Origin of the sequence: Mycolicibacterium arseniciresistens (assembly GCF_030519285.1) — a bacterium.
Classification (GTDB): Bacteria; Actinomycetota; Actinomycetes; order Mycobacteriales; family Mycobacteriaceae; genus Mycobacterium; species Mycobacterium arseniciresistens.
Genome location: NZ_JAUMSQ010000007.1, coordinates 1 through 24,016, shown reverse-complemented (window position 1 = coordinate 24,016; position 24,016 = coordinate 1). Strand labels below are relative to the sequence as shown.

26 protein-coding genes are annotated in these 24,016 nt (G+C 68.9%); 13 read left to right on the top strand and 13 right to left on the bottom strand.

Features of this window, described 5'->3' with window-relative positions; translation table 11 throughout:
• Positions 1 to 3: 3 nt before the first annotated feature.
• Both Q2100_RS01990 and Q2100_RS01985 read left to right on the top strand, forming a co-directional pair.
• A complete protein-coding gene (locus tag Q2100_RS01990) occupies positions 4 to 846 on the top strand; it encodes an ABC transporter permease (RefSeq protein WP_302912643.1) in 843 nt (280 codons plus the stop codon).
• Positions 847 to 854: 8 nt separating this feature from the next.
• Positions 855 to 2,216 carry a cation:proton antiporter gene (locus Q2100_RS01985; RefSeq protein WP_264012581.1) on the top strand — a complete coding sequence of 454 codons (1,362 nt, stop codon included), beginning with the start codon at positions 855 to 857 and terminating at the stop codon, positions 2,214 to 2,216.
• A gap of 35 nt (positions 2,217 to 2,251) precedes the next feature.
• Here the strand turns inward: Q2100_RS01985 and sodC are convergent, their stop codons facing one another.
• Entirely contained in the window at positions 2,252 to 3,076 is an 825-nt protein-coding gene (sodC, locus tag Q2100_RS01980) for a superoxide dismutase[Cu-Zn] (protein ID WP_302912641.1), read from the bottom strand.
• Positions 3,077 to 3,194: 118 nt separating this feature from the next.
• On the opposite strand from sodC, the gene Q2100_RS01975 reads away from it, so the two are divergent.
• Both Q2100_RS01975 and Q2100_RS01970 read left to right on the top strand, forming a co-directional pair.
• Positions 3,195 to 4,853 carry an ABC-F family ATP-binding cassette domain-containing protein gene (locus Q2100_RS01975; RefSeq protein WP_302912640.1) on the top strand — a complete coding sequence of 553 codons (1,659 nt, stop codon included), beginning with the start codon at positions 3,195 to 3,197 and terminating at the stop codon, positions 4,851 to 4,853.
• Positions 4,854 to 4,901: 48 nt separating this feature from the next.
• Positions 4,902 to 5,045 carry a hypothetical protein gene (locus Q2100_RS01970; protein ID WP_264012577.1) on the top strand — a complete coding sequence of 48 codons (144 nt, stop codon included), beginning with the start codon at positions 4,902 to 4,904 and terminating at the stop codon, positions 5,043 to 5,045.
• Between the two features lie 14 nt (positions 5,046 to 5,059).
• On the opposite strand, the gene Q2100_RS01965 is transcribed toward Q2100_RS01970, so the two are convergent.
• Both Q2100_RS01965 and Q2100_RS01960 read right to left on the bottom strand, forming a co-directional pair.
• Positions 5,060 to 5,623, bottom strand: a complete 564-nt coding sequence (locus Q2100_RS01965) for a TetR/AcrR family transcriptional regulator (RefSeq protein ID WP_302912639.1) — start codon at positions 5,621 to 5,623, stop codon at positions 5,060 to 5,062.
• Between the two features lie 53 nt (positions 5,624 to 5,676).
• Entirely contained in the window at positions 5,677 to 6,702 is a 1,026-nt protein-coding gene (locus Q2100_RS01960; protein ID WP_264012575.1) for a fused (3R)-hydroxyacyl-ACP dehydratase subunits HadA/HadB, read from the bottom strand.
• 156 nt (positions 6,703 to 6,858) lie between these two features.
• On the opposite strand from Q2100_RS01960, the gene Q2100_RS01955 reads away from it, so the two are divergent.
• Complete coding sequence (locus Q2100_RS01955) at positions 6,859 to 7,482, top strand: flavin reductase family protein (protein ID WP_302912638.1); 624 nt, start codon at positions 6,859 to 6,861, stop codon at positions 7,480 to 7,482.
• Between the two features lie 15 nt (positions 7,483 to 7,497).
• Here Q2100_RS01955 and Q2100_RS01950 read toward each other — a convergent pair whose 3' ends face one another.
• Positions 7,498 to 8,703, bottom strand: coding sequence for an FAD-dependent monooxygenase (locus Q2100_RS01950; protein WP_302912637.1), 1,206 nt, complete (start codon positions 8,701 to 8,703; stop codon positions 7,498 to 7,500).
• Between the two features lie 216 nt (positions 8,704 to 8,919).
• Between Q2100_RS01950 and Q2100_RS01945 the strand changes: the two genes are divergently transcribed.
• Positions 8,920 to 10,053: a cellulase family glycosylhydrolase gene (locus tag Q2100_RS01945; RefSeq protein WP_302912636.1), complete on the top strand. Its 1,134-nt coding sequence runs from the start codon at positions 8,920 to 8,922 to the stop codon at positions 10,051 to 10,053.
• A 15-nt stretch (positions 10,054 to 10,068) separates the two neighbouring features.
• Here the strand turns inward: Q2100_RS01945 and Q2100_RS01940 are convergent, their stop codons facing one another.
• Positions 10,069 to 10,653 carry a TetR/AcrR family transcriptional regulator gene (locus Q2100_RS01940; RefSeq protein ID WP_264012571.1) on the bottom strand — a complete coding sequence of 195 codons (585 nt, stop codon included), beginning with the start codon at positions 10,651 to 10,653 and terminating at the stop codon, positions 10,069 to 10,071.
• Between the two features lie 77 nt (positions 10,654 to 10,730).
• Between Q2100_RS01940 and Q2100_RS01935 the strand changes: the two genes are divergently transcribed.
• Positions 10,731 to 11,570: an alpha/beta fold hydrolase gene (locus Q2100_RS01935; protein WP_302912635.1), complete on the top strand. Its 840-nt coding sequence runs from the start codon at positions 10,731 to 10,733 to the stop codon at positions 11,568 to 11,570.
• Here the strand turns inward: Q2100_RS01935 and Q2100_RS01930 are convergent.
• Together Q2100_RS01930 and Q2100_RS01925 are read right to left on the bottom strand one after the other, a co-directional pair.
• On the bottom strand, positions 11,562 to 12,932 hold the full coding sequence (locus tag Q2100_RS01930) for a phenylacetate--CoA ligase family protein (protein ID WP_302912634.1): 1,371 nt from the start codon (positions 12,930 to 12,932) through the stop codon (positions 11,562 to 11,564). The genes Q2100_RS01935 and Q2100_RS01930 overlap by 9 nt on opposite strands.
• Positions 12,933 to 13,033: 101 nt before the next feature.
• Entirely contained in the window at positions 13,034 to 13,615 is a 582-nt protein-coding gene (locus Q2100_RS01925; RefSeq protein WP_302912633.1) for a TetR/AcrR family transcriptional regulator, read from the bottom strand.
• Positions 13,616 to 13,666: 51 nt separating this feature from the next.
• Between Q2100_RS01925 and Q2100_RS01920 the strand changes: the two genes are divergently transcribed.
• Positions 13,667 to 14,539 carry an SDR family oxidoreductase gene (locus Q2100_RS01920; RefSeq protein WP_302912632.1) on the top strand — a complete coding sequence of 291 codons (873 nt, stop codon included), beginning with the start codon at positions 13,667 to 13,669 and terminating at the stop codon, positions 14,537 to 14,539.
• A 7-nt stretch (positions 14,540 to 14,546) separates the two neighbouring features.
• Here Q2100_RS01920 and Q2100_RS01915 read toward each other — a convergent pair whose 3' ends face one another.
• On the bottom strand, positions 14,547 to 15,392 hold the full coding sequence (locus Q2100_RS01915) for an adenylate/guanylate cyclase domain-containing protein (protein ID WP_407667560.1): 846 nt from the start codon (positions 15,390 to 15,392) through the stop codon (positions 14,547 to 14,549).
• Positions 15,393 to 15,487: 95 nt separating this feature from the next.
• On the opposite strand from Q2100_RS01915, the gene Q2100_RS01910 reads away from it, so the two are divergent.
• Entirely contained in the window at positions 15,488 to 16,486 is a 999-nt protein-coding gene (locus tag Q2100_RS01910; protein WP_302912631.1) for a glycoside hydrolase family 6 protein, read from the top strand.
• Positions 16,487 to 16,489: 3 nt separating this feature from the next.
• Here the strand turns inward: Q2100_RS01910 and Q2100_RS01905 are convergent, their stop codons facing one another.
• Together Q2100_RS01905 and Q2100_RS01900 are read right to left on the bottom strand one after the other, a co-directional pair.
• On the bottom strand, positions 16,490 to 17,731 hold the full coding sequence (locus Q2100_RS01905; protein WP_302912630.1) for an MFS transporter: 1,242 nt from the start codon (positions 17,729 to 17,731) through the stop codon (positions 16,490 to 16,492).
• Positions 17,732 to 17,867: 136 nt separating this feature from the next.
• Complete coding sequence (locus Q2100_RS01900; RefSeq protein ID WP_264012561.1) at positions 17,868 to 18,536, bottom strand: response regulator transcription factor; 669 nt, start codon at positions 18,534 to 18,536, stop codon at positions 17,868 to 17,870.
• 226 nt (positions 18,537 to 18,762) lie between these two features.
• Between Q2100_RS01900 and Q2100_RS01895 the strand changes: the two genes are divergently transcribed.
• Both Q2100_RS01895 and Q2100_RS01890 read left to right on the top strand, forming a co-directional pair.
• Positions 18,763 to 18,948, top strand: coding sequence for a GlsB/YeaQ/YmgE family stress response membrane protein (locus Q2100_RS01895; protein ID WP_302912629.1), 186 nt, complete (start codon positions 18,763 to 18,765; stop codon positions 18,946 to 18,948).
• A 119-nt stretch (positions 18,949 to 19,067) separates the two neighbouring features.
• Entirely contained in the window at positions 19,068 to 19,433 is a 366-nt protein-coding gene (locus Q2100_RS01890; RefSeq protein ID WP_302912628.1) for an STAS domain-containing protein, read from the top strand.
• Here the strand turns inward: Q2100_RS01890 and Q2100_RS01885 are convergent.
• Genes Q2100_RS01885 through Q2100_RS01875 form a run of 3 tightly spaced genes read right to left on the bottom strand, consistent with a single transcriptional unit; the run spans position 19,414 to position 21,587 of the window.
• Positions 19,414 to 19,989 carry a carboxymuconolactone decarboxylase family protein gene (locus tag Q2100_RS01885; RefSeq protein WP_302912627.1) on the bottom strand — a complete coding sequence of 192 codons (576 nt, stop codon included), beginning with the start codon at positions 19,987 to 19,989 and terminating at the stop codon, positions 19,414 to 19,416. The genes Q2100_RS01890 and Q2100_RS01885 overlap by 20 nt on opposite strands.
• Complete coding sequence (locus Q2100_RS01880; protein ID WP_302912626.1) at positions 19,986 to 20,306, bottom strand: carboxymuconolactone decarboxylase family protein; 321 nt, start codon at positions 20,304 to 20,306, stop codon at positions 19,986 to 19,988. Before Q2100_RS01880 ends, Q2100_RS01885 begins: the two co-directional genes overlap by 4 nt.
• 60 nt (positions 20,307 to 20,366) lie before the next feature.
• Positions 20,367 to 21,587 (bottom strand): MFS transporter, encoded by a 1,221-nt coding sequence (locus tag Q2100_RS01875; protein WP_302912625.1) that lies wholly within the window; start codon positions 21,585 to 21,587, stop codon positions 20,367 to 20,369.
• A gap of 84 nt (positions 21,588 to 21,671) precedes the next feature.
• On the opposite strand from Q2100_RS01875, the gene Q2100_RS01870 reads away from it, so the two are divergent.
• The gene (locus tag Q2100_RS01870) at positions 21,672 to 22,499 is read left to right on the top strand and encodes a class I SAM-dependent methyltransferase (protein WP_302912721.1); all 828 of its coding nucleotides are present in this window, start codon (positions 21,672 to 21,674) and stop codon (positions 22,497 to 22,499) included.
• Between the two features lie 129 nt (positions 22,500 to 22,628).
• A complete protein-coding gene (locus Q2100_RS01865; RefSeq protein ID WP_264012554.1) occupies positions 22,629 to 23,975 on the top strand; it encodes an ammonium transporter in 1,347 nt (448 codons plus the stop codon).
• Positions 23,976 to 24,016 lie beyond the last annotated feature (41 nt).

The window sequence follows — 24,016 nt, the reverse complement described above, 5'->3', positions numbered from 1 at the left end:
CACATGACCGGAACCACACCGCCGCGCCACCGCGCGACGAACCCGGAGCCGGCGCTGCCCTCGGCGGTGCGCATCGGGTTCTCACGTGTGGTGCCCGAATTGAAGATGTTCTACCGCAGGCCCGAACAAGTGGTCTTGACGTTCTCGATGCCTGCGGTGATATGCCTGCTGCTGGGATCGATCTTCACGGCGAAACTGCCGGGCACGCAGACGAGTACGGGCGCCGTCATCGCGGCCAGCATGCTCGCCTACGGAATCCTCTCGACATCGTTCGTCAACCTGGGCGTCGGCATCGCCGCCGATCGTGAGACGGGGGCCTTGCGGCGACTGCGCGGCACACCGGCCACCGCGTCGTCGTACTTCATCGGGAAGATCATGCTCGTCGCCATCGTGAGTCTCGCCGAGGCCGTGATCCTGTTGGCGGTGGGAGTGCTGGTCTTCGGACTCCACCTTCCCGCCGACGTGTCCGGGTGGCTCACCCTGGCATGGGTGTTCGTCCTCGGCATCATCAGCTGCTCACTGCTGGGCATCTTCGTCAGCAACCTCGTCAACAACGCCCTCTCGGCTGCCGTGATGACAAATGGCCCTGCTGTCGGCCTGCAGTTCCTGTCAGGAACCTACGTACCGCTCATGGTGTTGCCGGCCTGGATGCTGATCGCCGGATCGATTTTTCCCGTCAAGTGGATGGCGCAGGGATTCCGGTCGGTGCTGCTGCCTTCTGACATGGTCGCCTTCGAGCCGGCAGGCAGCTGGGAACACGGGCGAATCTTCCTGGTGCTCGCGGCGTGGAGCATCGCCGGTCTACTCGCGTGCCTGTCCGTGTTCCGTTGGTCGGATCGGCGTTAGGAACCCCATTGCCCTCTCTGCTCTCGATCACCGCCCACTTCTTCCTGCAGGTCGCCGTCATCCTGCTGACCTACCGCCTGCTCTGGCCGCTGTTCCGCCGACTCGCCCAGGTGCAGGTGGTCGCGATCATGGTGGCCGGATTCCTGCTCGGCCCTTCGGTTCTGGGCTGGCTGTGGCCCGCTGCGCAGCAGTGGCTCTTCCCGACCAAGCTCACCATCGGGGCCGAGACGTTCACCCACCCGAACCTCACCGCCATCTATGTCGTCGGCCAACTCGGGCTCGTGCTCTACATGTTCCTGGTCGGGGCGTCGTTCAAGCTGGACATCCTCGGCGCACACGTGCGGCAGGCGGGTGTCACCGCGGCCGCGGGCATCGGCGTCCCGCTGGTCCTCGGCGGGCTCGTCGGATGGTGGATGGTCGGCCTCGGCGGATACTTCACCGACAAGGTGGTGCACTGGCAGGGCGGTCTGTTCGTCGCGGCCGCCGTCGCCATCACCGCGTTCCCGATGCTGGCGTGGATCATCTATGACTCCGGCCTGCTCAACACCAGGCTCGGGACGATGGCGCTGTCTTGCGCCGCGGTCGACGACGCGTGCGCCTGGGTGCTGCTGGCGACCGTCGTGGCGACGACCAAGGGAAGCCTGTTCGGCGCGTTCCTCGCCATCGGCGGCGGGCTGCTCTATCTGCTGTTCATGGCCTATCTGGGCCGCCCGCTGCTCGCGAAATTGGAGACGTGGACGCCGCCCCGCGGCGACGTCGAACGCACCGGCGGGCTGCCGATCGCCCAGTTGAGCATCATTCTCATCGTCGTCCTGATGGCCAGCTGGTTCACCGACGTGGTCGGGATCTATTCCGTGTTCGGCGCTTTCGTGGCAGGCGCCGTCATGCCGCGCGGTGCGCTGCTCGACACGATCCGGGAGCGCTTCGAGCCGCTGGTGGGATACCTGCTGTTGCCCGCGTTCTTCATCTATTCGGGGCTGAACACGCAGCTCACCCTGATCCTCGACCCGTCGACCCTGCTGATGGCGGGGCTCGTGCTGGTGGTGTCGTTCGCCGCCAAGTTCGGTGCGATCGGGCTGGCGGCGCGTTCGCAGGGGATGAGCTGGTACGAGGCCGGTTCGATGGGAGCCCTGGCCAACGCCCGCGGACTGATGGAACTCATCCTGCTCAACATCGGTCTCGAAGCCGGATTGATCTCGGGGAAGCTCTACACGATTCTCGCGCTGATGACGATCATCACCACGTTCCTCGCCACGCCGCTGCAGCGACTGTTCGAACGCCGGCTGCGCAAGACGGGGTCGAAGTTCGGTCCTGCGGGGGAGGAGCCGCACGACGACGTGCCTCGAGCGTCGTACGCATCCGACTCGTAGTCGCACGGTCTCAGGACGAGCCCGCCCAGGCGGCTCTAGCCAGGCGGCGGCAGTGTCGCAGTCGTCGTGGCCGGCGTCGTGACGGTGGTGGTGGTGCTCGGGATCACCGTCTCGGTGACCGGCGGCGGCACGATCACCGTCGGGTTGATCACCGTCGTCTCGGTGACGGTGCTCGGAGTCGTGGTGGTCGTCGTGGTCGTGGTGGTGGTCGTGGTCGAGGTCGTGTCCGATACCGCCTCGATCACGCCGCAGGCGAGGCGTCCGCCCGCATCGCCGGTGGCGAGTGTGTTCTGATCCGGGCCCGCGGTTCCGTCCGGTTGGCTGTAGCGATCCGGGATGTGCCCGAAGTTGTCCTCGTCCTCGTGGATCATCAACGCGGTGCCCGCTCCGTCCAGGAGATCTTGGGCGGTGAACGCGTCGGTGGTCGTGACGAGCTCGGCCGAGCCGTCCGAGCGCACCTCGAGCGAGGTCAGATCCCCGCTCGCGGGATGCCCCGTGTGGCCCGGAGCCTGGAAGTGGCCGCCCGCGGAGAGGAAGTCGCCCGGGTCTCCGCCGGTGGGGGCAACCGAATCGGCTTCGCATTTGCCGACGGAATGGATGTGCATCCCGTGGAAGCCGGCGCTCAGAATGCCGCTCTCGACGGTTTCGACGGTGATCCTGGCGAAGCCGTTCGCGAAGTCGAGGGTCGCGTTGGCGACCGGCGTTCCGTCGGCCGTCCTCAGCTGCGTGGTCAATCTCTCTGTCCCGGCGGGCGCCGGATCGGTCGCGTTCTCATCGGTCTGATCGGCTGAGCGGCATCCGCCGAGCACAGCGAGGGGCGCCGCCAGCAGGGCCGCCGCGACGGCGATTCGGTTTGCCATGGCGCACGGAATACCCCCGAATGTGACCGGCGACACATGCCACCCGACCGCATGGTGCGCGTCGGCGTCGGTTCGGCGGCGCGCCGAACCCGCGACCCGGTGATGCGACGATGGACCCATGACCGCAACGCTCGTCGCGAAGAACGTGGCGGGTGGATTCGCGCATCGCTCCCTCTTCGAGGGGCTCGATGTCACCGTCGCTCCCGGTGACGTCGTCGGAGTCGTCGGTGCCAACGGCGCCGGGAAGAGCACGCTCCTGAGGATCCTGGCCGGCGATCTCGAACCGCTCGACGGTGCGGTGAGCATCGCCCCCGCCGACGCGTTCGTCGGGTGGCTGCCGCAGGAGCACGAGCGGGTCCCGGGGGAGACGGTCGCCGGGTACATCGCGCGCCGTACCGGCTGCACCGACGCCACGCGGGCCATGGAGGAGGCGGCCGCGGCCCTGGCGGATCCGGACCCTGCGCACGGCGATCCGGCCGCTGTCTACTCTGCGGCGCTGGATCATTGGCTCGTCACCGGCGCCGCGGACCTCGACGAGCGGGTGCCTGCCGTGCTGGCCGACCTCGGGCTCGACTCCGACGCGGTGCGACCGGAGACGACACCGATGACCGCCCTGTCCGGCGGGCAGGCGGCGAGGGTGGGGCTCGCGGCCCTGATGCTGTCGCGTTTCGACATCGTCCTGCTCGACGAGCCGACCAACGATCTCGACCTTGACGGGCTGGCCCGCCTCGAGCAGTTCGTCCGTGATCTTCGCGGCGGTGTGGTGCTGGTGAGTCATGATCGGGAGTTCCTCGCCCGCACGGTGACTCGGGTCCTGGAGCTGGATCTGGCGCAGAACACCACCACCGTCTTCGGCGGTGGCTACGAGAGCTACCTCGAGGAGCGCGAGGTCGCCCGCAGGCACCGGCGCGAGCAGTACGACGAGTTCGCGGACAAGAAGGCCGATCTGGTGGCGCGCGCACGCATTCAGCGGGAGTGGTCGAGCCAAGGTGTGCGCAACGCGATGCGCAAGGCCCCCGACAACGACAAGAACCGGCGTCGCGCCGCCACCGAGTCCAGCGAGAAGCAGGCGCAGAAGGTCCGCCAGATGGAGAGCCGGATCGCACGCCTCGAGGAAATCGCCGAGCCCCGCAAGGAGTGGACACTCGAGTTCACCATCGGCGCTGCACCGCGGTCGAGTTCGGTTGTGGCGACACTCGACGAAGCCGTGGTGCGCCAGGGTGATTTCGTGCTCGGGCCGGTGTCGCTACAGGTCGATGCCGGTGAGCGGATCGGCATCACCGGCCCGAACGGCGCGGGGAAATCGACGTTGTTGCGACTGCTTCTCGGTCGGCGGCGTCCCGATCAGGGCCGTGCGAGTCTCGGCGCCAACGTCGCAGTCGGCGAGATCGACCAGGCGCGAGCAGATTTCACCGGATCCGGCCGACTCGTCGACCGCTTCGAGGAGCGAGTGCCGACATGGTCGACCGCCGACGTGCGGACGCTGCTCGCGAAGTTCGGGCTGCGCGCCGATCACGTGGAACGTCCGGTCGACGCACTCTCGCCCGGAGAGCGGACCCGCGCCGGCCTCGCGCTGCTGCAGGCATGCGGCACGAACGTGCTGGTGCTCGATGAGCCGACCAACCATCTCGACCTCGCGGCCATCGAGCAGCTGGAGCAGGCGCTCGACACCTTCGACGGTGCGCTGTTGCTGGTGACGCACGACCGCCGGATGCTGCAGAACGTCCGGCTGGACCGGTCGTGGCGGGTGGCCGGCGGCCGGGTCACGGAGGTGTGAAGCCTGCCGCGATCCGGGTAAGCCACGGGTCGACGGGAAGGAACCCCCATGAGCACGCCCGACCACGCGGAGAACACCGGAGACAACCTGCGTCACGCCGCGGAAGTCCAGCAGCAGGCGCTCGACGAGGACACGCAGACGCAGGACCCGCCCGAGCAACCCGTCGCCACCCCACCCGACTTCAACACCTGACCAATCGCTCGGACTCAGGCGGAGTAGGGGCCGACGAGGAGCTGACGGATCAATGGCTTGGTCCAGCGGATGATCTCCTGCTGGCTGAGATCGGCGACTGCCGGGTTGGCGAGCACGTATCGCGTGGTGGCCAGACCGATTACCAGCGCGCCCATCAGGCCGGCGCGCTGGGCGGGGTGATCGGGTGCGACAGCGGCGAACGCCGGCGCCACCTGGGTGGCGAACACCTTCCGCATGGTGTCCGCCGCCGTCTCGCTGGTCATCGCCGCGCGCAGCAGAGCGACGAACGTGGTGTCGCGTTCCCACACCGCGAAGAAACGGGACAGCAGGACGTCGGCGATCTCATCGTGATCCACGGCGCTCAGGTCGGGCAGGTCGATCGTGAACTCGGCCGCTTCGGCGAAGAGTTCCTGTTTGGTGCCGAAGTACCGGATGATGAGCGCCGGATCGATGCCGACGTCCGCGGCGACGGCACGCAGGGTGGTGCTCTGGTAACCGTCGGAGCCGAACCGGAGCCGAGCCGCAGCCAGGATGTCGGCGCGTGTCTGCGCAGCATTGCGCGATCGGCCGGTGCTCATCCGGCAACGATATGCGGTCGCGGCGAGCGATCCGCCGATCCCCGCGCCGGCTGTCAGCGGAAGCGGACGTCCATCGTCGCCAGGCCGAAGATCTTCCGGCCGCCCGACTTCGCACCGACGATGACGGTGCCGCTGCGGGTCGCCGGGTCCAGCGACTTGATCCGGCCGCTGAACTCGATGTCCGCACCTTCGGCGGATGACACGACCGCGGGCGCGGACAGCCGGATCGCATAGCGGGTGACCGCTCCCGGGTCGCCGGACCACGCCGAGGCGAAGCCCGCCCCGAGACCCATGGTGAGCATTCCGTGCGCGATCACGTCCGGTAGCCCGGCCAGCTTCGCGATGTCCTCGTCCCAGTGGATGGGGTTCGCGTCCCCGGCCACGCCCGCGTAGTTCACCAGGTCGCCCCGGGACAGCCGGGCGTGGTGCACCGGGAGTTCGTCGCCGACCTTCACGTCGTCGAAGGAGGGCGTCCCCGGCGTGCGGTCGGCGTCGCGGGTGGAGATCCGGACCTCGCCGTCGGGGCGCTCGGTCTTGCGGTACTCCTCCTCGCCGACCCCGAAGATGTTGACGTCGTGCATCATCGCGTTGTTCACCGCGGTCTTGATCTCCGGGTTGAGATCCTCGGCGGTGACACCAACGACGGTGGTGTGCAGCGTGTGCACCCGCTCGCCGGCCGCGTCGGTGAACGTGTTGGTCACGGTGATGAGGTCCCTACCGGCGATCCGGCGCACCGAGGTCAGTTCGACGTCGATGTGCAGCTCGTCTCCCGCCACGATGGGCCGGTGCTGCTCGAAGACCTCTTCGGTCTGCATGTAGGTGTCGTAACCGACGACGACCTGCTCGAACATGTGGCGATTGCACTTCATGCCCGGAGTCGAGGTGAAGGTCAGCGGCGCCACCAGGTCGGGATACCCGAGCTTCTCTGCGGCGGCGACGTCCCAGTGCGCGGGGTGATAGTCCTGCACCGCGCGGGCGTAGTCGCGTAACGTCTCGCGGCCCACCAGGTAGGTGCCGTCCATCTGGTAGTAGTGGCCGACCCGCGCCTCGAGCGGCGAAGGTTCTGCTGCTGCGGTCATGAATGTGCTCAACTCTTCCATCGGCTTGGTCGCTGAGGCCGACACAGCACACTAACGCGCCGGGTCCGGCGCCGTTCACACCGCGGCGCTGCGCCGGTGACGGCAGCGTGGCAGTCTGACGCTCCTCGAGAACGTCGTGCGATCAGAAGAGGTGTCATGGCCGGGACAGGAGCCCACTACTACCGGACCGCCGACGGAACGGGGCTGCCGCACGATCCGTTCAACGCGATCGTCGGACCGCGCCCGATCGGCTGGATCTCCACCCAGGACGCACACGGAGTGCGCAACCTCGCGCCGTACAGCTTCTTCAACGGGTTCAACTACCACCCCCCGATCGTCGGGTTCGCCTCGATCGGCTGGAAGGACAGCGTCTCCAACATCGACGCCACCGGCGAGTTCGTGTGGAACCTGGCGACGCGCGAACTGGCGGCCGCGATGAACGAGACCTCCGCCACGCTGCCGTCCGATCAGGACGAGTTCACCCGGAGTGGGCTGACACCGGTGTCGTCGACCCTCGTCGCGTCGCCGCGGGTGTGGGAGAGCCCGGTCAACTTCGAGTGCCGCCTGACACAGCTCGTCCAGCTCCAGGACACCGAGGGCGAAGCGGTCGAGACATGGCTGGTGCTCGGGCAGGTGGTCGCCGTGCACATCGACCAGCAGTGGTTGGTCGACGGGATCTACGACACACCCGGTCCGCGGCCGATCCTGCGGGCCGGCGGGCCCGCCGCCTACTCCGAGATCGGCCCCGACAGCGTCTTCACCATGACCCGGCCCGGCTAGCGGCGGTGCCGGCCGTCAGCGGTGTCCATTCGGGTAGTCGGGCAGGGCAAGCGGGTCCCCTCCGATGTTGCCGAGGCCCCTGCTGCTGACGGCGGCGACGGCCCGGCCGATGGGCCCCGCGGCGAGTCCGGCGCCGGCGTGGAGAACACGAATCCCGTTGCGTGTCCGTGGATTGGCGAGTCTGAGCACACCGGCGCGCACGGTGGGCGCGGTGGCGACGAACGGCTGCATGACGCGTTGGTATTCCGTCAACGCCCGTCGGACGTCGTCGCCACCGGCCAGTTCGCCCGCCAGTACGTAGGCGCCGATGAGTGCCAGGCTGGTCCCGGCGCCGCCGAACGTCGCATTGCAGAACGCGGCGTCCCCGAGCAGCGCGATCCTGCCCCTGCTCCACGACGGGCTGCGCACCTGGCCGACGGCGGAGAAGTACATCGGTGCACCGTCCTCCAGTGCGGCGATCACCCGCGGCGCGGCGCCGCCCACATCGGCGAACGTGCTGCGCAGGATGGTGATCTGACCGTCACGGTCGAGGTCGTCGAATCCCCGCACGTCGCAGATGAAGCTGAGGATTGCCCGGGTGGTCCCGAGATTGTCGGGCCGCAGGTGCACGCCGCGATGCTGCGTCGCGTGCTGCCAGTTCCACCACTGGTCATCGGACTCGAGCCGCGGGATGGTGGCGTAGGCGAAGTACATGCCGAGCTCGTCGACGTCGACGGACGAGACGAAGCGGCGCGAGCGCGAGTGCAGGCCCTCGGCGATCACCACGAGGTCGGCGTCGATGGCGGCACCGTCATCGATCATGGCGGTCACATGGCTGCCGTGGTCCGTGACGTCGGCGATCCGGGTGTCGAAGAGGTAGTCGGTGGTCTCCTCGGTGTGCTCGATCAGGATGCGCGACAGTTCACCTCGCAGGATCTCCAGCTCGGCGGTGGGACCGTCGCGTCCCCCCGGCGAGGCCACCGGGAACGACGCCGCCGCCGAACCGTCCGCCTTGACGAAGCGCGTTCCGATTTCGCCGGTGCCTGCGGCGCGGACGTCGTCGTCGATGCCCATCCGTGCGACCACCTCCCGGGCGGCGCCCCGGATGTCGACGTTCTGGCCCTCCTCGCGACGCCGCGGAAAGCGCTCGACGACCGTCGTTCGCCAGCCGCGGGCGGCGAGTTGATGGGCGAGCGCGGGTCCGGCGATGCCGGCGCCCGAGATGACAGCGTGGGGACTCATGAAGCGCAGCGTCCTGTCTGGGAAGGCGCCGGCGGCAGCTGGGCCATGGAGATGGGAGATCCCTGTGTGCCCGTTGCGGGCCGATTCGAATCAGCGCCACCCGCGGGCCGGTCGAGGACCGCCTCCGGACGGAGATGGATAACGATTCGAAATCCGTTGTGTTGCAGGAAGCATTCTGGCGGCCGTCGGCCCCGAGCCGAACACTAGAGTCACGACGTGCAACGGCGAACTGCTCTCAAGCTCCCGCTGTACCTCGCAGCAGCTGCGACGCTGACCAGAGTGCCTCTCGCTTCTGCTGAGGCTCCTCGATGGTCGGCCGATCGCGCCAACGCCTGGTACGCAGCCCAGGGCTGGCTACTCGGCGCCAACTACGTCACCTCGACCGCCGTGAACCAGATCGAGATGTTCCAGGCCGGCACCTACGATCCGACCCGCATCAACGCCGAGCTCCGGCTGGCGCAGCGCCTCGGATTCAACACCGTCCGGGTGTTCCTGCACGATCAGCTGTGGGCCACCGACCGGGAGGGGTTCAAGCGCCGGCTGACGCAGTTCGTCGGGATCGCGGCGAGTAACGGCATCAAGCCGCTCTTCGTGCTGTTCGACTCGTGCTGGGACCCGCTGCCCAAGCCGGGTAAGCAGCGGCCGCCGGTCACCGGCGTGCACAACTCCGGCTGGGTGCAGGGTCCCGGGGCGCATCGTCTGCGGGACCCCGCCTACACCCGCGTGCTGCAGAGCTACGTCACCGGCGTGGTCGGCATGTTCGCCAACGATCCCCGCGTGCTGGGCTGGGACGTGTGGAACGAGCCTGACAATCCGGCCCGCGACTACCGCAAGGTCGAACACGAGGACAAGCAGGAACTGGTGGCCGCGTTCCTCCCGCACGTGTTCCAGTGGACCCGCGCCGTCAACCCGGTGCAGCCGTTGACCAGCGGCGTCTGGCAGGGGCACTGGAAAGATCCCGGCAGCCGCAGCAAGATCTGCAGCATCCAGCTCGAGCACTCCGACGTCATCAGCTTCCACAGCTACGGAGACCCGGCCGAGTTCGAGGCCCGCATCGACGAACTCGCGCCGCTCGGACGGCCGATCCTGTGCACCGAATACCTGGCGCGGGGCCTGGGCAGCACCGTGGAGGGTGTGCTGCCGGTCGCGAAGCGGCGCAACGTCGCCGCCTACAACTGGGGTTTCATCGCCGGGCGGACGCAGACGTACCTGCCGTGGGATTCCTGGAAGAAGCCCTACGCCGAGCCACCGGAGCGGTGGTTCAGCGACCTGCTCTATCCCGACGGGCGGCCCCATGACGAGGAGGAGATCCGGGTGATCCGCCAGCTCTCCGGAGCGAAGCCCACCTGACGGTGCAGGCGATCCCTACGCGCTCACCTCGGCGAGTGCCGTACTCACGGCGGCCTGCACCCCGTCGCCCGCGGCGATCATCGGTTCGATCGAGCGCAGGGTGCGGCACAGCACGAACGCTCCTTCGAGGGCCGTCAGTGTCACGAGCGCGAACCGCCGGCTCTGTTCGCCGGTGATGTCGAGTTGGCCGAACCAGTCCGCGAGCCCGGCCAGCCAGCTCTCGAACACCTCGGCGGCCTCCAGGCGTAGCCGCTCGTTGGTGCTCGCCACCTCCAGGGCGATGGTCTCGATCGAGCAGGCCTCGCTGTAGTCCTGAGCCTGCAGGAGCCGTCCGGCGTTCATGAACAACTGCGGGATGCCGGTCGCCGGGTCGGTCTGCGCCAACTGCGCGCCGACGAATTCGCCGTACCGAACCCCCTCGCTGCGAATGACTTCGGCGCTGATCGATTCCTTGCCACCGGGGAAGTGGTGGTAGATCGAGCCGAACGGCGCACGCGCCGCGCCGGAGATCTGCTTGAGGCCGGTCGCCGACATGCCCTGGCGCCGGTACAGCTCCGCCGTCGCCTCCAGTATCCGGTCACGGGTGCCGAGATCGGCCATGACAACTCCTCCTTGCGCAAGCGTCCTGGCACAGCATATCGTCAGCCTGAGTAGAACGATCTATCTAGGAGGCCTGGATGCCCACAGTCGACGTACCGGCCGGACCCATCGCGTACGAGGACACCGGTGGACGGGGACCCGTCCTCGTCTTCGGCCACGGCCTGCTGATGGACGGCCGGCAGTGGCGCAAGGTACTGCCACTGCTTCCCGGTTACCGCTGCATCACGCCCACCCTTCCCATGGGCGCCCACACGACGCCGATGAACGACGACGCGGTGCTGACCGAGGACGGGATGGCCCGCATCCTCGCCGACTTCCTCGACGCCCTCGACCTCGACGACGTGACCCTGGTCCTCAATGACTGGGGCGGAGGACAATTCGTCATCTCGGAAGGCCGGGACAAGCGCGTGGGCAGGCTCGTGCTGGCCTCGTGCACGGCGTTCGACAACTACCCGCCCAAGCCGGCGCGCCCGGCCGCGATGCTGTGCCGGTTCCCCGGCGGCGGATGGGTCCTCAGCAGGATGTTCGGCACCAGCTTCTTCCGGCACAGCCGGCGTGCCTACGGCGCCCTGAGCAAGAAGGGACTGCCCGACGCGCTGTACGACGAGTGGTTCCGCCCCGTCGTGCAGAACGCCGCGATCCGGCGCGACCTGGTCAAGTTCGCGACGGGCGCTCCTTCGCGCCGGCGTCTGCTGGAGATGTCGGAGCAGATGCGGGCATTCACGCGGCCGGTGCTCGTGGTCTGGGCCCGCGAGGACCTGATGATGCCGCTCGAGCATGCGGACCGGCTTGTCGAGCTCTACCCCGACGCGACCAAGGTGATCGTCGACGACTCCTGGACACTCATTCCCGAGGACCAGCCCGAGGCGATGGCAGAAGCGTTGCGGGAGTTCGTTCCGATGACCGGGTCAGCGTGACGCCAGCGGTACGAATCGCCTGAGCTTGCCGCTGCCCGAGTGGCGGGTCAGCGTGTCGACCGCCTGTATCCGGACCGCCGGGTGCGCGACGCCGTGCCGCCGCATCGCCGCCACCAGCGCCGGGCCCAGGGACTGGACGTCGGCGCCGGTTATCACCAGCACGTCCGCACCGTTCTCGGTCTGCACCACCTGATACTCGGCAATGCGTGGATCGGTGCCGAGGACGTGGCGAAAAGCGCTGGCGGGCACCGACTGTGAGCCGTAGACGAAGTCGTCGTCGCGGCGGCCGCTGATGTCGGCGACCCGGGCGAACGCGCTGCCACAGGCACACGGGCCGGACATCATCGTGATCTGGTCGCCGAGGTCGTACCGGATGAAGGGGAACGTGCGGTTGGACAGACCGGTGGCCAGGGTGCGTGCCGCGGGCTCATCGGGCGCCACCGGCAGACCATTGCCGTCGACGCGTTCCAGGATCACCTCGTCCTCGCAGATGTGCAGTCCCTGCCCCTGCCCGCAACCCACCGCCTGCACGCCGATTTCGGTCGAGCCCCAGAGATTGTGCAGCGGCGCGTGCCACGCGTCGACGATCGCGTCACGATCCTCCGGCAGAAGCGGTTCCGAGTTGGTGCTGACCCGCGAGGGGGTGATCCGGAGGTCACCCGCCAGGGTGGCGCGAGCCAGCCGCCCGATGACGCTGGCGTAGCCCACGAGGTGGGTGGGGGCGTGTTTCTGCACCGCCGCGAGCACCTCGTCGAATGGTGCACCGGCTTCGATGACGACGGTGTCCATGCCCGCGACGGTGGGCACGTCGAACAGCGGTGTGCTGGCGTGCGGTGGCACTCCGGCGGTCAGCACCGCCAGCAGCGCCCTCGGCGTCGGCTCGCGTCGACGTTCGGCACGCGCCTGCATGCGCCAGGCAAGGCATGCGGTGGTCACGAAGAACGGCCAGTCCCAGACGTACACCCCGCGCACGCCGCTCGAGCCGCCGCTGCTGAACACCTGGTGATCGTGAGCGGTGTAGGAGAACCACGTCTGCTCGCCCAGAATGTGTTCCGCTGCTGCGTGATCGAGGTCAGGCGTCGTCACGATCGAATCCCACTCGGTCTGTGCCTCGGATTTTGTCAGCATCGGGATCGACGCCAGGTCTGCGGCCGTCACCGCCTCGAGGTCGATGCCGTGCAGCCGTTCGGAGTAGAACGCGGAACGTTCGCGGGCATATCTGAGCAGGGAGCGCAGCCTGCGGTCGCGGTGCCGCCGGATCTGCTCCGCCGGCCAGTCGAGACGGCCAACATGATCGTCGAGCGCCGCCTGCACGGCGTCGAGGTGGGCGGCGCGGATGCGCTGATAGGCCGACCGTCCCATGGCGGTTCCTTCCTTCGTGGCCGCAACGCTATGGAGCCCGGCGGATCCTGTCCTGCGAACAGCGAGCACCCTGCGATGCGCGCCGACCGGCCGTTCCGCGTTCAGTCCCGGCGACCGGCCTGTGCTGCCATGGCCAAGAGGGCGTCGACGAGTTCCTCGGCGGTGGTGTGCCACACGTCCGTGCTGAGCAGGCCGCTCCCGTCGAGACCGGCGGCGCCGTGTGCGCCGGTGAGGAAGATGGCCGCGTAACGGTGCGGATTCTCGTCGCCGACGACCGCGGCGACGATCGCGAGGAACTCGTCGCACATGCGTTGCGCGGCGCGGGCCGTCGCGGCGGGGTCGCCGGCCGGGGGGCGGAACATCAGTCGATACAGGTGCGGCCGTTCGCGACTGAGCGTGATCACGCCGACCAGCGCGGCGCGCAGCCTGTCGGCGGGTGAGAGGCCCCGGTCGTTCCGCAGCGCCTGCATGTGGGCGCCGATGTGCTCCCAGCCCTCGACGGCGACCGCGGTCAGCAGGCTCTCCTTGTCCGCGAAGTGCCGATAGGGCGCACCGCGGCTGAGGCCGGCGCGCGCGCCCACCTCCCGCAGCGTCACGGCGGCGGGGCCTCCCGCGTCGATCAGTGCGGCGGCATCGTCCAAGAGGGCCCGGCGCGTGGCGGCGGCTGATTCAGCGCGCTTCATGGTTCGCCCATCATATGTTGACACTGTCATCTGGACAGGTACGGTCTTGAGATGACAATGTCATCTGAACTTGGCGAGCTCGTCGTCGTCACCGGTGCGTCCACCGGCATCGGCGCGGCCACGGCACGCGAAATGGGACGGCGAGGATTCCACGTCCTCGCCGGAGTGCGGCGCGAGCGGGACGCCGGCGCGATCCGGGCGCCGGGCATCGAGCCGGTGATCGTCGACGTCACCGACCCGGACCACATCCAGGCTCTGGTGGCCCGGGTGCGTGACGACCCGCAGCGCCGGACGCTGCGGGCGCTGGTCAACAACGCCGCGATCCAGGCCAACGTGCCGATCGAGGCGTTCCCCGTCGAACAGTGGCGGCGCATGTTCGAGGTCAACCTGTTCGGTCAGGTCGCGGTGATCCAGGCGCTGCTGCCCGCCCTCCTCCGCAGCAAGGGACGCGTGGTCAACATCAGCTCCGTGGGTGGCAGGGTCGCGATGCCCACCTACGGTCCGTACGCCGGAACGAAGTTCGCGCTCGAAGCGGTCAGTGACTCCTTGAGGCGCGAACTCGCCCCGTCCGGCGTCCGGGTGGTGGTGGTCGAACCGGGCGCCGTGCGCACGGAGATGCTCGGCCGGGCGATCGCCACCGCGGCCGAGTTGGTGTCGGCGATGACGCCCGAGCAGCGCGGGCGCTACGGCGGGCTGGTGCACGCCGTCAACGCGCAGGCCTCCTCGTCGACCGAGTCGGGCCTGCCCGCCCACGCCGCGGCCGGCGTGATCGCGAAGGCGGTGACCGCGCGCAGGCCGCGCACCCGCTACACCGTCGGCCGTGACGCCGCGCTGATCACCCGCATGGTGCGGTTCCTGCCCGACCGCGCACTCGACCGTGTCCTCGTCGCTGCGCTGCGTCCCCACTTCCCGACGGGCCACTGACCTCGACTCACCGCTGCAGGAGCCGGGGTTCCTGCTCCGCGGGATGTACCGCGTAGACCGTCTGCATGCCGCGGATTCCCTTGAACTCCACCTCCTGCGGCGCGTCGAACTCGAAGCCCTCGGCTCCGCAGACCGACTCCTGCAGCGCTGCGGTCACCAGGATCTGTCCGCCGTCGGCGAGATCGGCGACGCGCGCCGCCACGGCGACGTCGAGGCCGAAGAGGTCCTCGCCGCGCCGCACCGACGTGCCGACATGCGCGCCCATCCGCACCCGGATGCCGTCCCATCGCCGGCCGTCCTGCGCCAGGGCCTTCTGGACGGCGATGCAGCACCGCAGCGCGTCGACCGGTTCGGCGAAGGCGATCATGAATCCGTCACCCTGGTTCTTGACGACGTAGCCGCCGTGCTCGGTGACGAGTCCTCCGATCAGCCTGTTGTGCCGTTCGAGCAGCTGCACCCACGCGCGGTCGCCCATCGACTCGTTGCGCCGGGTGGAGCCCTCGATGTCGGAGAACACCAGGACGACCGTCCCCGCGGCGGTGATCTTCGCGAGTTCGGGTCGCTCGACGCGCGCCCAGCCGGCGAGGTCCTCGATCGAGCTGCGCACCTGGCCTCCGAGGCCTCTGCGGAGGATCGCGTCGGCGGTCTGCACCGTGTTCGTCACCGCCCTGACCGCCAGGGGGCCGACGCCCACCGGTTTACTCCTGCGGCGCGGCGCCTCGTCCTCCCGCTGTCGGCTTCGGAGAGCCCGGCGCGTCGCTGACAGGCTTCGCCGCGACACGATCAGCACGATCCCGAGCGCGATCAGGCCGGCGGTCTCGAGCGCGATCACGATCAGCAGCGCAACGGTCACCCGGACCATTATCGACGGCCCGTCCAGGCCGTCCGCCTGCACCGCGCAAGGGAGATTGGCGCGAAGTGTTTCGAAGCACTAATTTCCCTGGGGTGATGTCCTCAGCTGTTGGCGCGCTCGCGCGGTGGTTCACCCCCTTCCTGGCAGTGGCGGCCGTCGCCGGGATGGCTCTGGTCGCCGACCCGGCACCGGCTGGGCCCGCGCCGGCGGTGCGCCTGGTCAGTGATGCGAACCCGCTGGCCGGGAAGGCCTTCTACGTCAACCCGGCGTCGAAGGCCAGACGCGCCGCGGACGGCGTCGATCCGCCGAACCCCCAGCTCAACGCCATCGCCGACACGCCGACGGCGTATTGGATGGATCATCTGTCGACGCCCTCGGTGGACGCCAAGTTGATCGCCTCCGCGCAGGCGGCGGGCACCGTGCCGCTCCTGGCGCTCTACGGCATCCCGAACCGCGACTGCGGAAGCTTCGCCGCGGGCGGGTTCGGCTCCGCCGATTCCTACCGGGCTTGGATCGACGGCGTCGCCGCCGCCGTGGGCTCCGGTCCGGCCGCGGTGATCCTCGAACCCGACGCGCTCGCCATGGCCGACTGCCTGTCGCCCGACCAGCAGCAGGAGCGCTACGACCTGATCCGCTACGCCGTCGACACGCTGACCCGCAACCCCGCCACGGCGGTGTACGTCGACGCCGGTCACCCGCGCTGGGTGGCGGCCGACGTCATGGCCGCCCGGCTGAATGACGTCGGGGTGGCCAAGGCGCGGGGCTTCAGCCTCAACACCGCGAACTTCTTCACCACCGAGGAGAACCTCGGATACGGCGGAGCGATCTCGGGGATGACGGGCGGCAAGCCCTTCGTCATCGACACCTCACGCAACGGCGCCGGGCCGGTGGAGGGTGACGATCTGTACTGGTGCAACCCCAGCGGCCGCGCGCTGGGCGTCGCGCCCACCACGGCGACCGGCAATCCGCAGGTCGATGCCTTCCTGTGGGTCAAACGGCCCGGTGAGTCCGACGGCTCGTGCCGCGGCGCACCGAGCGCGGGGACCTTCGTCAACCAGTTCGCCATCGATCTGGCCAGCAACGCGGGCCGGTAGCCCTCACGCGCACACTGCGGCCGCCGGCCGGGACCTCTGCTGCGCGGTGACGGTCAGCACCGCCACCAGTCCCGCCGCGGCCACGACGTAGAACCAGCCCAGCGGCGCCTGTGACCGCTCGGGCAGCCACGCCATCAACGCGGTCGCCAGCGCGATCGACCCGTAGCAGAACGTGCTGATCAAGCCGGTGATCAGCCCGATGTTGCGGGAGAACACGCCCATCGCCAGACCCTTGGTCAACGGATCGAGCACGCCGATGCTGAGCAGCGCGACCGCCGCGCCGCCGGTGATCGCCAGCGCTGACAACCCGACGCATTGCGCGGAGGCGAGCATGATCGCCCCGGCCAGCGCGAGCACCGCCGACGCGGCGATGGTCAGTCGCCGCGTCGTCGTCCGCCGGGCCAGCGCACTACACGTCGCCGCGCCGACGAAGTTCGCGGCGCCGACGCCTAGCGCGACGAAACCGTAGGCGGCCGAGGAGAATCCGAGACCGTCCTGGTACAGGAAGGGGCCGACGACTGCGAACACCGTCTGTGCCGCCGCGACGACACCGAACATCATTGCGAACGCGACGAAGCCGCGGTGCCGCAGCGCCTCGGCCAGCACGCCTGCCGCGGCGCGCAGGTCCACCGGCGACCGGCGTTCGCGCTGCAGCGTTTCCGGCAGCACCACCGTCACCAGGATCGCGACCGTCGCCGTCAGCGCCGCCAGCACCACGAAGACCAACCGCCATGACCCGAACTGCGAGATGAAGCCGCCGATGGCCGGCGCCACCACGGGAGCCGATCCCCACGCCGCGCCGAGCAGGCCCAGCACCGACACCAGTTTGGCGCCGCGGAAGCAGTCCGCGGCCACCGTGGCTGCCAGCAGCAGGCAGGTGCCCCCGCCGAAGCCCTGCAGGAGGCGCAGCCCGATCATCACCGGTAGATCGCCCGCCAGTGCGCACCCGATGCTCGTCACGGTCATCACACCGATCCCGGCCAGCAGCACGCGCTTGCGGCCGATCGCGTCGGCGAGCAGGCCTGCGGGCAGCACCACCAATGCCATGCCCAGCACGTAGGCGGTGACGGTGTTCTGCACCATCGTGTTCGACGCGGCGAAGTGCTCGGCGATCCTGGGCAGCGCCGGGGTGTAGATGTCGAAGGCGACCTGTTCCAGGGGACTGACCAGGAGCAGGACGCCGATGATCCGCCGCGCGGTGGACGCGTCGGGCGCCCACTTGGTGTGAGATGTCGGCTGCGGCATCGGGAGCTCCGTTTCTCGAACACACCGGTGATGGTGTTGGCTCGAAACTACGAAGCGCGAGCGACGGTGTCGTGGTTGTGCGCACTACCGCCGCAACCAGCGAATAACGCCTTGTGCGCATTGTGCTCGCAGGCGGTCAGGGGCCGCCCTTCCAGTGTTCGATGCGGTTGTGGTCCGGGGTGAAGCCGTGTTTGACCCCCCACAGCACCGCCTGGGTGCGGCTGGCCACGCCGAGCTTGCGGTAGATCGTGCGGATGTAGGACTTGATGGTGTTCGGGCTGAGGTAGGTCAGCGCCGCGACGTCGGCGTTGCTCTTGCCCTGGGTGATGAGCGCGAGGATCTCGGCCTCCCGGTCGCTGAGCCCCTCGCCGCGGCCCGGCCAGTCGAGCCCGGGAGCGCTCCGGACCCGCGGTGGGGGATCGCTGATGACCGTCTCGCCGGCGTGCACCGCCTCGATGGCGGCGACGAGCTCCCGTGCGGGCAGGGTCTTGGAGAGATAGCCGTGGGCACCGTGTTCCCGGGCGCTCTCGATGAGGGCGGGGTGGAAGTTCCAGGTGTAGACCACGACCCGACGTGCACGCGGATTCGCCACCAGGTGGCCGATCTCCTCGTGATCGGACTCGGGCTGGGCGAAGGAGTCGTAGAGCACGATGTCGACGGCGTCCTCCAGGCCCATGTTCGCGTCGATCTCGGCGACGACGACACGGTCACGGTAGCGGTCGAACATGTTGGCCACGCCCATCAGCACCACGTCGTAGTCGTCGACCAGGGCGACGGTGATCGGTGCCTTCGGCGGCGGTGCCATGAACCTCAGATTACCTACCTAGGGGTGTATCTGCACCACCCCTAGGGGTGTTCGACTGAGTGCAGTGTCAGGCAGCCGCCCGACCGCCCGATCCCAGCGCTCACCGCGCTGAAACAGAAAGGCTGACAGCCATGATCGGACTCATCATCACCGTCGTCGTCATCGGACTCATCGCGGGCGCCCTCGCGCGCCTGCTCGTGCCGGGAAGCAGAACCTGTCGATCCCGATGACCATCGTGCTCGGCGTCGTCGGCTCGTTCGTCGGCGGATTCCTCGGGTATCTGCTGTTCCACAAGGACGGTTCGGACGGATTCCTGCAGCCGGCCGGCCTCATCGGCTCCGTCATCGGCGCCGTCATCGTTCTGGTGATCTGGCTGCGCGTCGGCGGACGCAAGTCCGTCAGCCACCGCTAGGCACAGAGTCCGGCGAAGAGGCCGGCTCCGGTGCGACCGGGGTTCGGCCTCTGCCGCTTCGCATCTCGCATGCCCGGCACCTGCACGAGCACACCCATCAGCGTGTCGAAAGGGGAATCATGATCCGCCAGCACGCTGTACGCGCCGGATTCGGCCTCACCAGCGAGTGGATCGAACACATCGCGGTGATCACCGTTTCGGGAGACCTGGACTTGCTCACCGCGCCGGCGCTGAGCGAGGCGATCGACGTCGCGTTGCGCGAATCGCCCGACGCCCTGATCGTGGACCTGTCCGAAGTGCACTTCCTGGCGGTGGCGGGAATGAATCTGCTCCTGGTCACCCATCGCGGTATGCCACCGTCGACACCTTTCGCGGTGGTCGCCGACGGTCCCGCCACCCGCCGGCCGCTGACGCTCACCGGAGTGGACGCCGTCGTCCGCGTTCACCGAACTCTCGACGAGGTGCTCAGCGGTATCCGCGCTTGAGCAGATGTCGTGCACCGGCCGTCATGGCGTCGGGCGGTGCGATCGCGAAGTCGAACGCGTTGGCCAACCGGGCGGTGATGTCGAACGCCAGACACACCGCCAGCGCATCCTCGATCTGCTTCGCGGACACCCCGGCCGACAGGACCTTTCGGATATCGTCCGCGTCGACGGTGTGCTCGCGAGCGAGCTTGCCGAGCATGCGAAGCGTCGCCCGCAGCGGCTCCTCGATCGGCGCCGTGTCCAGATCGGCCAGGACGGCGCTGACCCTCGCCGGATCGCCGAACCAGATGCCCGACGTGGTGGAGTGCGCCGCGACGCAGAACGGGGATGCATTGGCCTGGGCGACGACCGCGGCCATCAGCTCACGATCCCCGATCGACCACGACGAGCTGCCCCGCATCGCCTCGTGCGTGAGATCCCCGGCTCCGTAGAAATCCTTTCGGTACAGCGCCAGCTTGACGGCGTCGACCACCGGATGACGCGACACCAGCCGGATCATCGCCAGTAGCGCCTTCGTGCCGAATGGGTGTCCGCGGTCGAGGATCTCGAGTCTCATCGCCCGCCCTTTCCTTCACCGGTCGCCTCGGCGAGCGCGGCAAGAGCACAGCTGTGGTGGCGGTCCGCCTGGCCGATCGCCGCGCACACCACGATCTCGAAGACCTGGTCCTCGCTCAGCCCGGCGGCACGGACAGCGGAGACGTCTTCGTCGGTCACCGCGTCGGAGTGCACGGCCACCTTGTCGACCAACGAGCGCATCGGTTCGTCCAGACCCGTGTTGTCGAACGCGGCCCGGCGGAGTTCGAGCGGCGCCGTCGCGTCGTTGCCGAGCACGCGGGCGATGAGCTCACGGTGCAGGCGGCTGATATCGGTCATGGTCTTCGATCTTCGCGCGAACGACCCCGCGATGGAACCGCTGTCCGCTGACCGGAAGGATCAGGCTGGTCGACAAGGCGCGTCGTCCGAAGCCGTTGCGGGACGTACGAGCGCCGCGGCGGAACCCAGCACGGCCATCACGATGAATGTGTTCGCGGCTCCCAGTGCCTCGATCAGCGCTCCCGCGGCGGGAGCGCCGAGCGCCTGGCCGAACGCGATCATGAAGAACGCCAGGCCGACGCCGAAGGACGTCGAATCGGGATAGACGCGGGTGCTCCAGACCAGGACGAGCCCGGTGAGGCCGATGTAGGCCGCCCCGAAGACCGCGACGGCGACCATGACGGCGGCGACGCTCGACGGGGCGAGCGCGAGGATGACCGTCGCCACCGACATCGCCAGCGTGGTCACCACCCAGGCGCGCCGGAGGCCGATGCGCTGAGCGGCATCGCCGCCGAGCGCTCCGACGATGCCTGCGGCGCCCAGGACCGTCCACGCGATCGACGCGACGGCGACGCTCGCCGAACCGGTCGTGCTGATCAGGTCGCGACCGAAACTCCACACCGCGATGCTGCCGAGGCCGGTGAGCAACGACGCCGCCACCAGACCCCAGCTGCCGGTGCGCCATCGGCGGACGGGCGGGCCGGTGTCCGAGTCCGACGTGCCGCGGACGGTGACGGCCACCCACAGCGTCACGACGGCGGCGATGACCGCGTAGACGCCCCACGCGAATCGCCAGTGATCGAACAAGGCGAAGGCGATGGGGCCGGAAACGACGACGCCGACACCGGTTCCGGCGTTGACGATGGTCTGCGCGCGGTCACCGGCGTCGCCGTGGATGCGTTGCGACACCGCGGCCGCCAGCGGGGGCGATGCGATACCCGTGCTGGTCCCGGCGATGAGGACGCCGGCGGCCAGGACCCATGCCGACGGCGCGAGAGCCACCATCGACATCCCGGCCGTGGCGACGACACCGGCGGCGACCGCCACCAGCCGCGGACCGACACGATTGGTGACAGCGGCGCTCGCGGCGATCGCCGCGCAGTAACCGACATAGCTTCCCGCCGCGATCACGCCGACCGTGGTCGACGTCAGACCGAATTCGTCGGTGAGCACCGGCGTGAACAATCCGTATCCGAAGCGCGCGAGCCCGTAACAGCAGGCGATGAGCGCGGCGCCCGACGCGATGAGCGGATAGGACGAGTTCTTCACGCCTCGGGTTGCCTCTTTCGTGTCCGGTTCGAGCAGGTACGAACGGCGGTGCGCGAATCGTACGGCCGCCATTACGCTCCTGGACGAGGAGGGCGACACCTCCGAGAGGCGGACGACGTGGGCACTGACGAATTCGGCGGGGCATCGGCGACACCGGTGTCGAACGTCTCCGACACCGCACGCTGGGTGGCCGTGTATCGCGCCGTCGAGTCGGCGCGCCCCGATGCGGTGTTCGACGACCCCCATGCCGATCGGCTCGCCGGTGAGCGGGGACGCCAGATCGTCGCGTCGGTGCCCCGGATGATGCGTTCGGGTTGGTGGATGGTCGCGCGCACCAAGACCATCGACGACCTGATCTTCGACGCGATCGGAGCCGGTTGCGACCGCGTGCTCAATCTCGCCGCCGGGCTGGACACCCGGCCCTACCGGTTGGATCTGCCCGCCGAGTTCCGGTGGATCGAGGCCGATCTGCCGGGCCTTGTCGCCGAGAAGGAGCAACTGCTCGCCGGTGAGACGCCGAGGTGCCATCTGACGCGGTACCCCGTGGACCTCGCCGACCCCGAAGCCCGGGACCGGTTCCTGATCGAGGCGCTGGCGGGTGCGACGAAGGCACTGGTGCTCACCGAGGGCCTGCTCATGTACCTGGAACCGGCCGACGTCGACGACCTGTCCCGGGCCTTGACCCGCCCCGAGGTCGCGTGGTGGATGCTCGACCTCGCAGGCCCGGGGCTGAAGAAGGCGATGAACGAGAACAGCCGCGGTCTGCTGCGCAACGCGCCGTTCAAGTTCGCCCCGCCCGAAGGGATCGGCTACTTCGAGGCCCGCGGTTGGCGGGTGGGCGCGGTCGAATCGGTGTTCGTCGTCGCGCACCGGCTGCGCCGGCTGCCATGGTTCCTTCGGCTGGTGGCCCGCCTGCCCCAGCCCGACCCTCACCGTCCGCCCCGCAACAGGCCGTGGAGTGCGGTGGTGCGTCTCACCCGCTGAGGCGAAGCACGTCCGCCGCCCTGCGGGCGCACGATTTCGCGGCTGACGAAACACGCCGGAAACATCGCCGTCGCCTGTATGAAACGCGCGGCCGACATTCTCGTCCGGAACCGTCGAAGGAGCCGGACAGTGGACCAGATCGACCCCGCCGCAACCGCCTGGTTGTTGGCCAGCACCGCCCTCGTACTGCTGATGACGCCGGGACTGGCGATCTTCTACGGCGGCATGGTCCGCACCACCGGTGTGCTCAACATGATCATGATGAGCTTCATCGCCATCCCGCTGGTCACGGTGTCGTGGCTGCTGTTCGGCTACACGTTGGCGTTCTCCGGTGACGGCCCCGGCGGTCTGATCGGCGGCCTGTCGCACATCGGGCTCAGCGGCATCGGGCCGGACACCCTGCACGGGCAGGTCCCCGAGCTGTTGTTCGTCACCTTCCAACTGAGCTTCGCGGTCATCACCGCGGCACTGGTCAGCGGCGCGATCGCCGACCGGGCGAAATTCGCCGCCTGGGTGGTGTTCGTGCCGGTATGGGCGGTGGTCGTGTACGCCGTTGTGGCGCACTGGGTGTGGTCGCCGGACGGCTGGCTGTTCCAGCTCGGCGTGCTCGACTACGCGGGCGGTCTCGTCGTGGAGATCGTCTCGGGAGCCTCCGCGCTGGCGCTGGCGCTGGTGCTCGGGCCGCGGATCGGCTTCAAGAAGGACGCGATGCGCCCGCACAACCTGCCGTTCGTGCTGCTCGGCGTCGGACTGCTGTGGTTCGGGTGGTTCGGATTCAATGCCGGCTCGGCGCTGGCCGCCAACGGGACGGCCGCCGCGGTCTTCTTGAACACCCTGGTCGCCGGCTGCCTGGGCATGCTGGGCTGGCTGACGGTGGAACAGGTGCGCGACGGCAGGCCCACCACATTCGGGGCGGCGTCCGGGGTGGTCGCCGGTCTGGTCGCGATCACTCCGTCCTGCGGCACGGTGAACACCGTCGGTGCAGCCGTGGTCGGCTTGGTCGCCGGCATCGTGTGCTCGTTCGCGATCGGCCTCAAGTTCCGCCTCGGCTACGACGACTCACTCGACGTCGTGGGCGTGCACTTCGTCGGCGGTGTGGTCGGTGTGCTGCTGATCGGTCTGCTCGCGACCGACGTGATGACCGGTGGTCCGCGCGGTCTCCTCTACGGAGGCGGGCTGTCCCAGCTCGGTAAGCAGGCGATGGCCGTCGTGGTGGTCGCGGTGTATGCGTTCGTGGCCTCCTACGTGTTGGCCAAGCTGATCGACCGGCTGATGGGCTTCCGCATCAGCGCCGAGGACGAGACGTCCGGCGTCGACCTGTCCCAGCACGCCGAAACTGCCTATGCCGAAGGCGTTCACGGTCACGCTGCGCCGCGACGGCCCGGCCCGTTCGGCGCGCCGGGCACGCTGGCACAGCGACCGCACACCGCGGACGATGAATCTGCCGGCCCGCCGTCGAAAGCGCGCGACGACTAATGGGAGTCGATCAGCGTGGCGTTGCCGGTGTGGAGCCTGCG

Excerpts from the sequence above, each read along its gene's own strand:
- Q2100_RS01955 (WP_302912638.1), top strand. The coding sequence starts at position 6,859 with ATGGCCGGGACAGGAGCCCACTACTACCGGACCGCCGACGGAACGGGG.
- Q2100_RS01950 (WP_302912637.1), bottom strand. The coding sequence starts at position 8,703 with ATGAGTCCCCACGCTGTCATCTCGGGCGCCGGCATCGCCGGACCCGCG.
- Q2100_RS01960 (WP_264012575.1), bottom strand. The coding sequence starts at position 6,702 with ATGACCGCAGCAGCAGAACCTTCGCCGCTCGAGGCGCGGGTCGGCCAC.
- Q2100_RS01910 (WP_302912631.1), top strand. The coding sequence starts at position 15,488 with ATGTCCTCAGCTGTTGGCGCGCTCGCGCGGTGGTTCACCCCCTTCCTG.
- Q2100_RS01875 (WP_302912625.1), bottom strand. The coding sequence starts at position 21,587 with ATGGCGGCCGTACGATTCGCGCACCGCCGTTCGTACCTGCTCGAACCG.
- Q2100_RS01885 (WP_302912627.1), bottom strand. The coding sequence starts at position 19,989 with ATGAGACTCGAGATCCTCGACCGCGGACACCCATTCGGCACGAAGGCG.
- Q2100_RS01990 (WP_302912643.1), top strand. The coding sequence starts at position 4 with ATGACCGGAACCACACCGCCGCGCCACCGCGCGACGAACCCGGAGCCG.
- Q2100_RS01890 (WP_302912628.1), top strand. The coding sequence starts at position 19,068 with ATGATCCGCCAGCACGCTGTACGCGCCGGATTCGGCCTCACCAGCGAG.
- Q2100_RS01920 (WP_302912632.1), top strand. The coding sequence starts at position 13,667 with ATGACAATGTCATCTGAACTTGGCGAGCTCGTCGTCGTCACCGGTGCG.
- Q2100_RS01975 (WP_302912640.1), top strand. The coding sequence starts at position 3,195 with ATGACCGCAACGCTCGTCGCGAAGAACGTGGCGGGTGGATTCGCGCAT.
- sodC (WP_302912641.1), bottom strand. The coding sequence starts at position 3,076 with ATGGCAAACCGAATCGCCGTCGCGGCGGCCCTGCTGGCGGCGCCCCTC.
- Q2100_RS01935 (WP_302912635.1), top strand. The coding sequence starts at position 10,731 with ATGCCCACAGTCGACGTACCGGCCGGACCCATCGCGTACGAGGACACC.
- Q2100_RS01940 (WP_264012571.1), bottom strand. The coding sequence starts at position 10,653 with ATGGCCGATCTCGGCACCCGTGACCGGATACTGGAGGCGACGGCGGAG.
- Q2100_RS01930 (WP_302912634.1), bottom strand. The coding sequence starts at position 12,932 with ATGGGACGGTCGGCCTATCAGCGCATCCGCGCCGCCCACCTCGACGCC.
- Q2100_RS01970 (WP_264012577.1), top strand. The coding sequence starts at position 4,902 with ATGAGCACGCCCGACCACGCGGAGAACACCGGAGACAACCTGCGTCAC.
- Q2100_RS01965 (WP_302912639.1), bottom strand. The coding sequence starts at position 5,623 with ATGAGCACCGGCCGATCGCGCAATGCTGCGCAGACACGCGCCGACATC.
- Q2100_RS01905 (WP_302912630.1), bottom strand. The coding sequence starts at position 17,731 with ATGCCGCAGCCGACATCTCACACCAAGTGGGCGCCCGACGCGTCCACC.
- Q2100_RS01925 (WP_302912633.1), bottom strand. The coding sequence starts at position 13,615 with ATGAAGCGCGCTGAATCAGCCGCCGCCACGCGCCGGGCCCTCTTGGAC.
- Q2100_RS01900 (WP_264012561.1), bottom strand. The coding sequence starts at position 18,536 with ATGGCACCGCCGCCGAAGGCACCGATCACCGTCGCCCTGGTCGACGAC.
- Q2100_RS01895 (WP_302912629.1), top strand. The coding sequence starts at position 18,763 with ATGACCATCGTGCTCGGCGTCGTCGGCTCGTTCGTCGGCGGATTCCTC.
- Q2100_RS01880 (WP_302912626.1), bottom strand. The coding sequence starts at position 20,306 with ATGACCGATATCAGCCGCCTGCACCGTGAGCTCATCGCCCGCGTGCTC.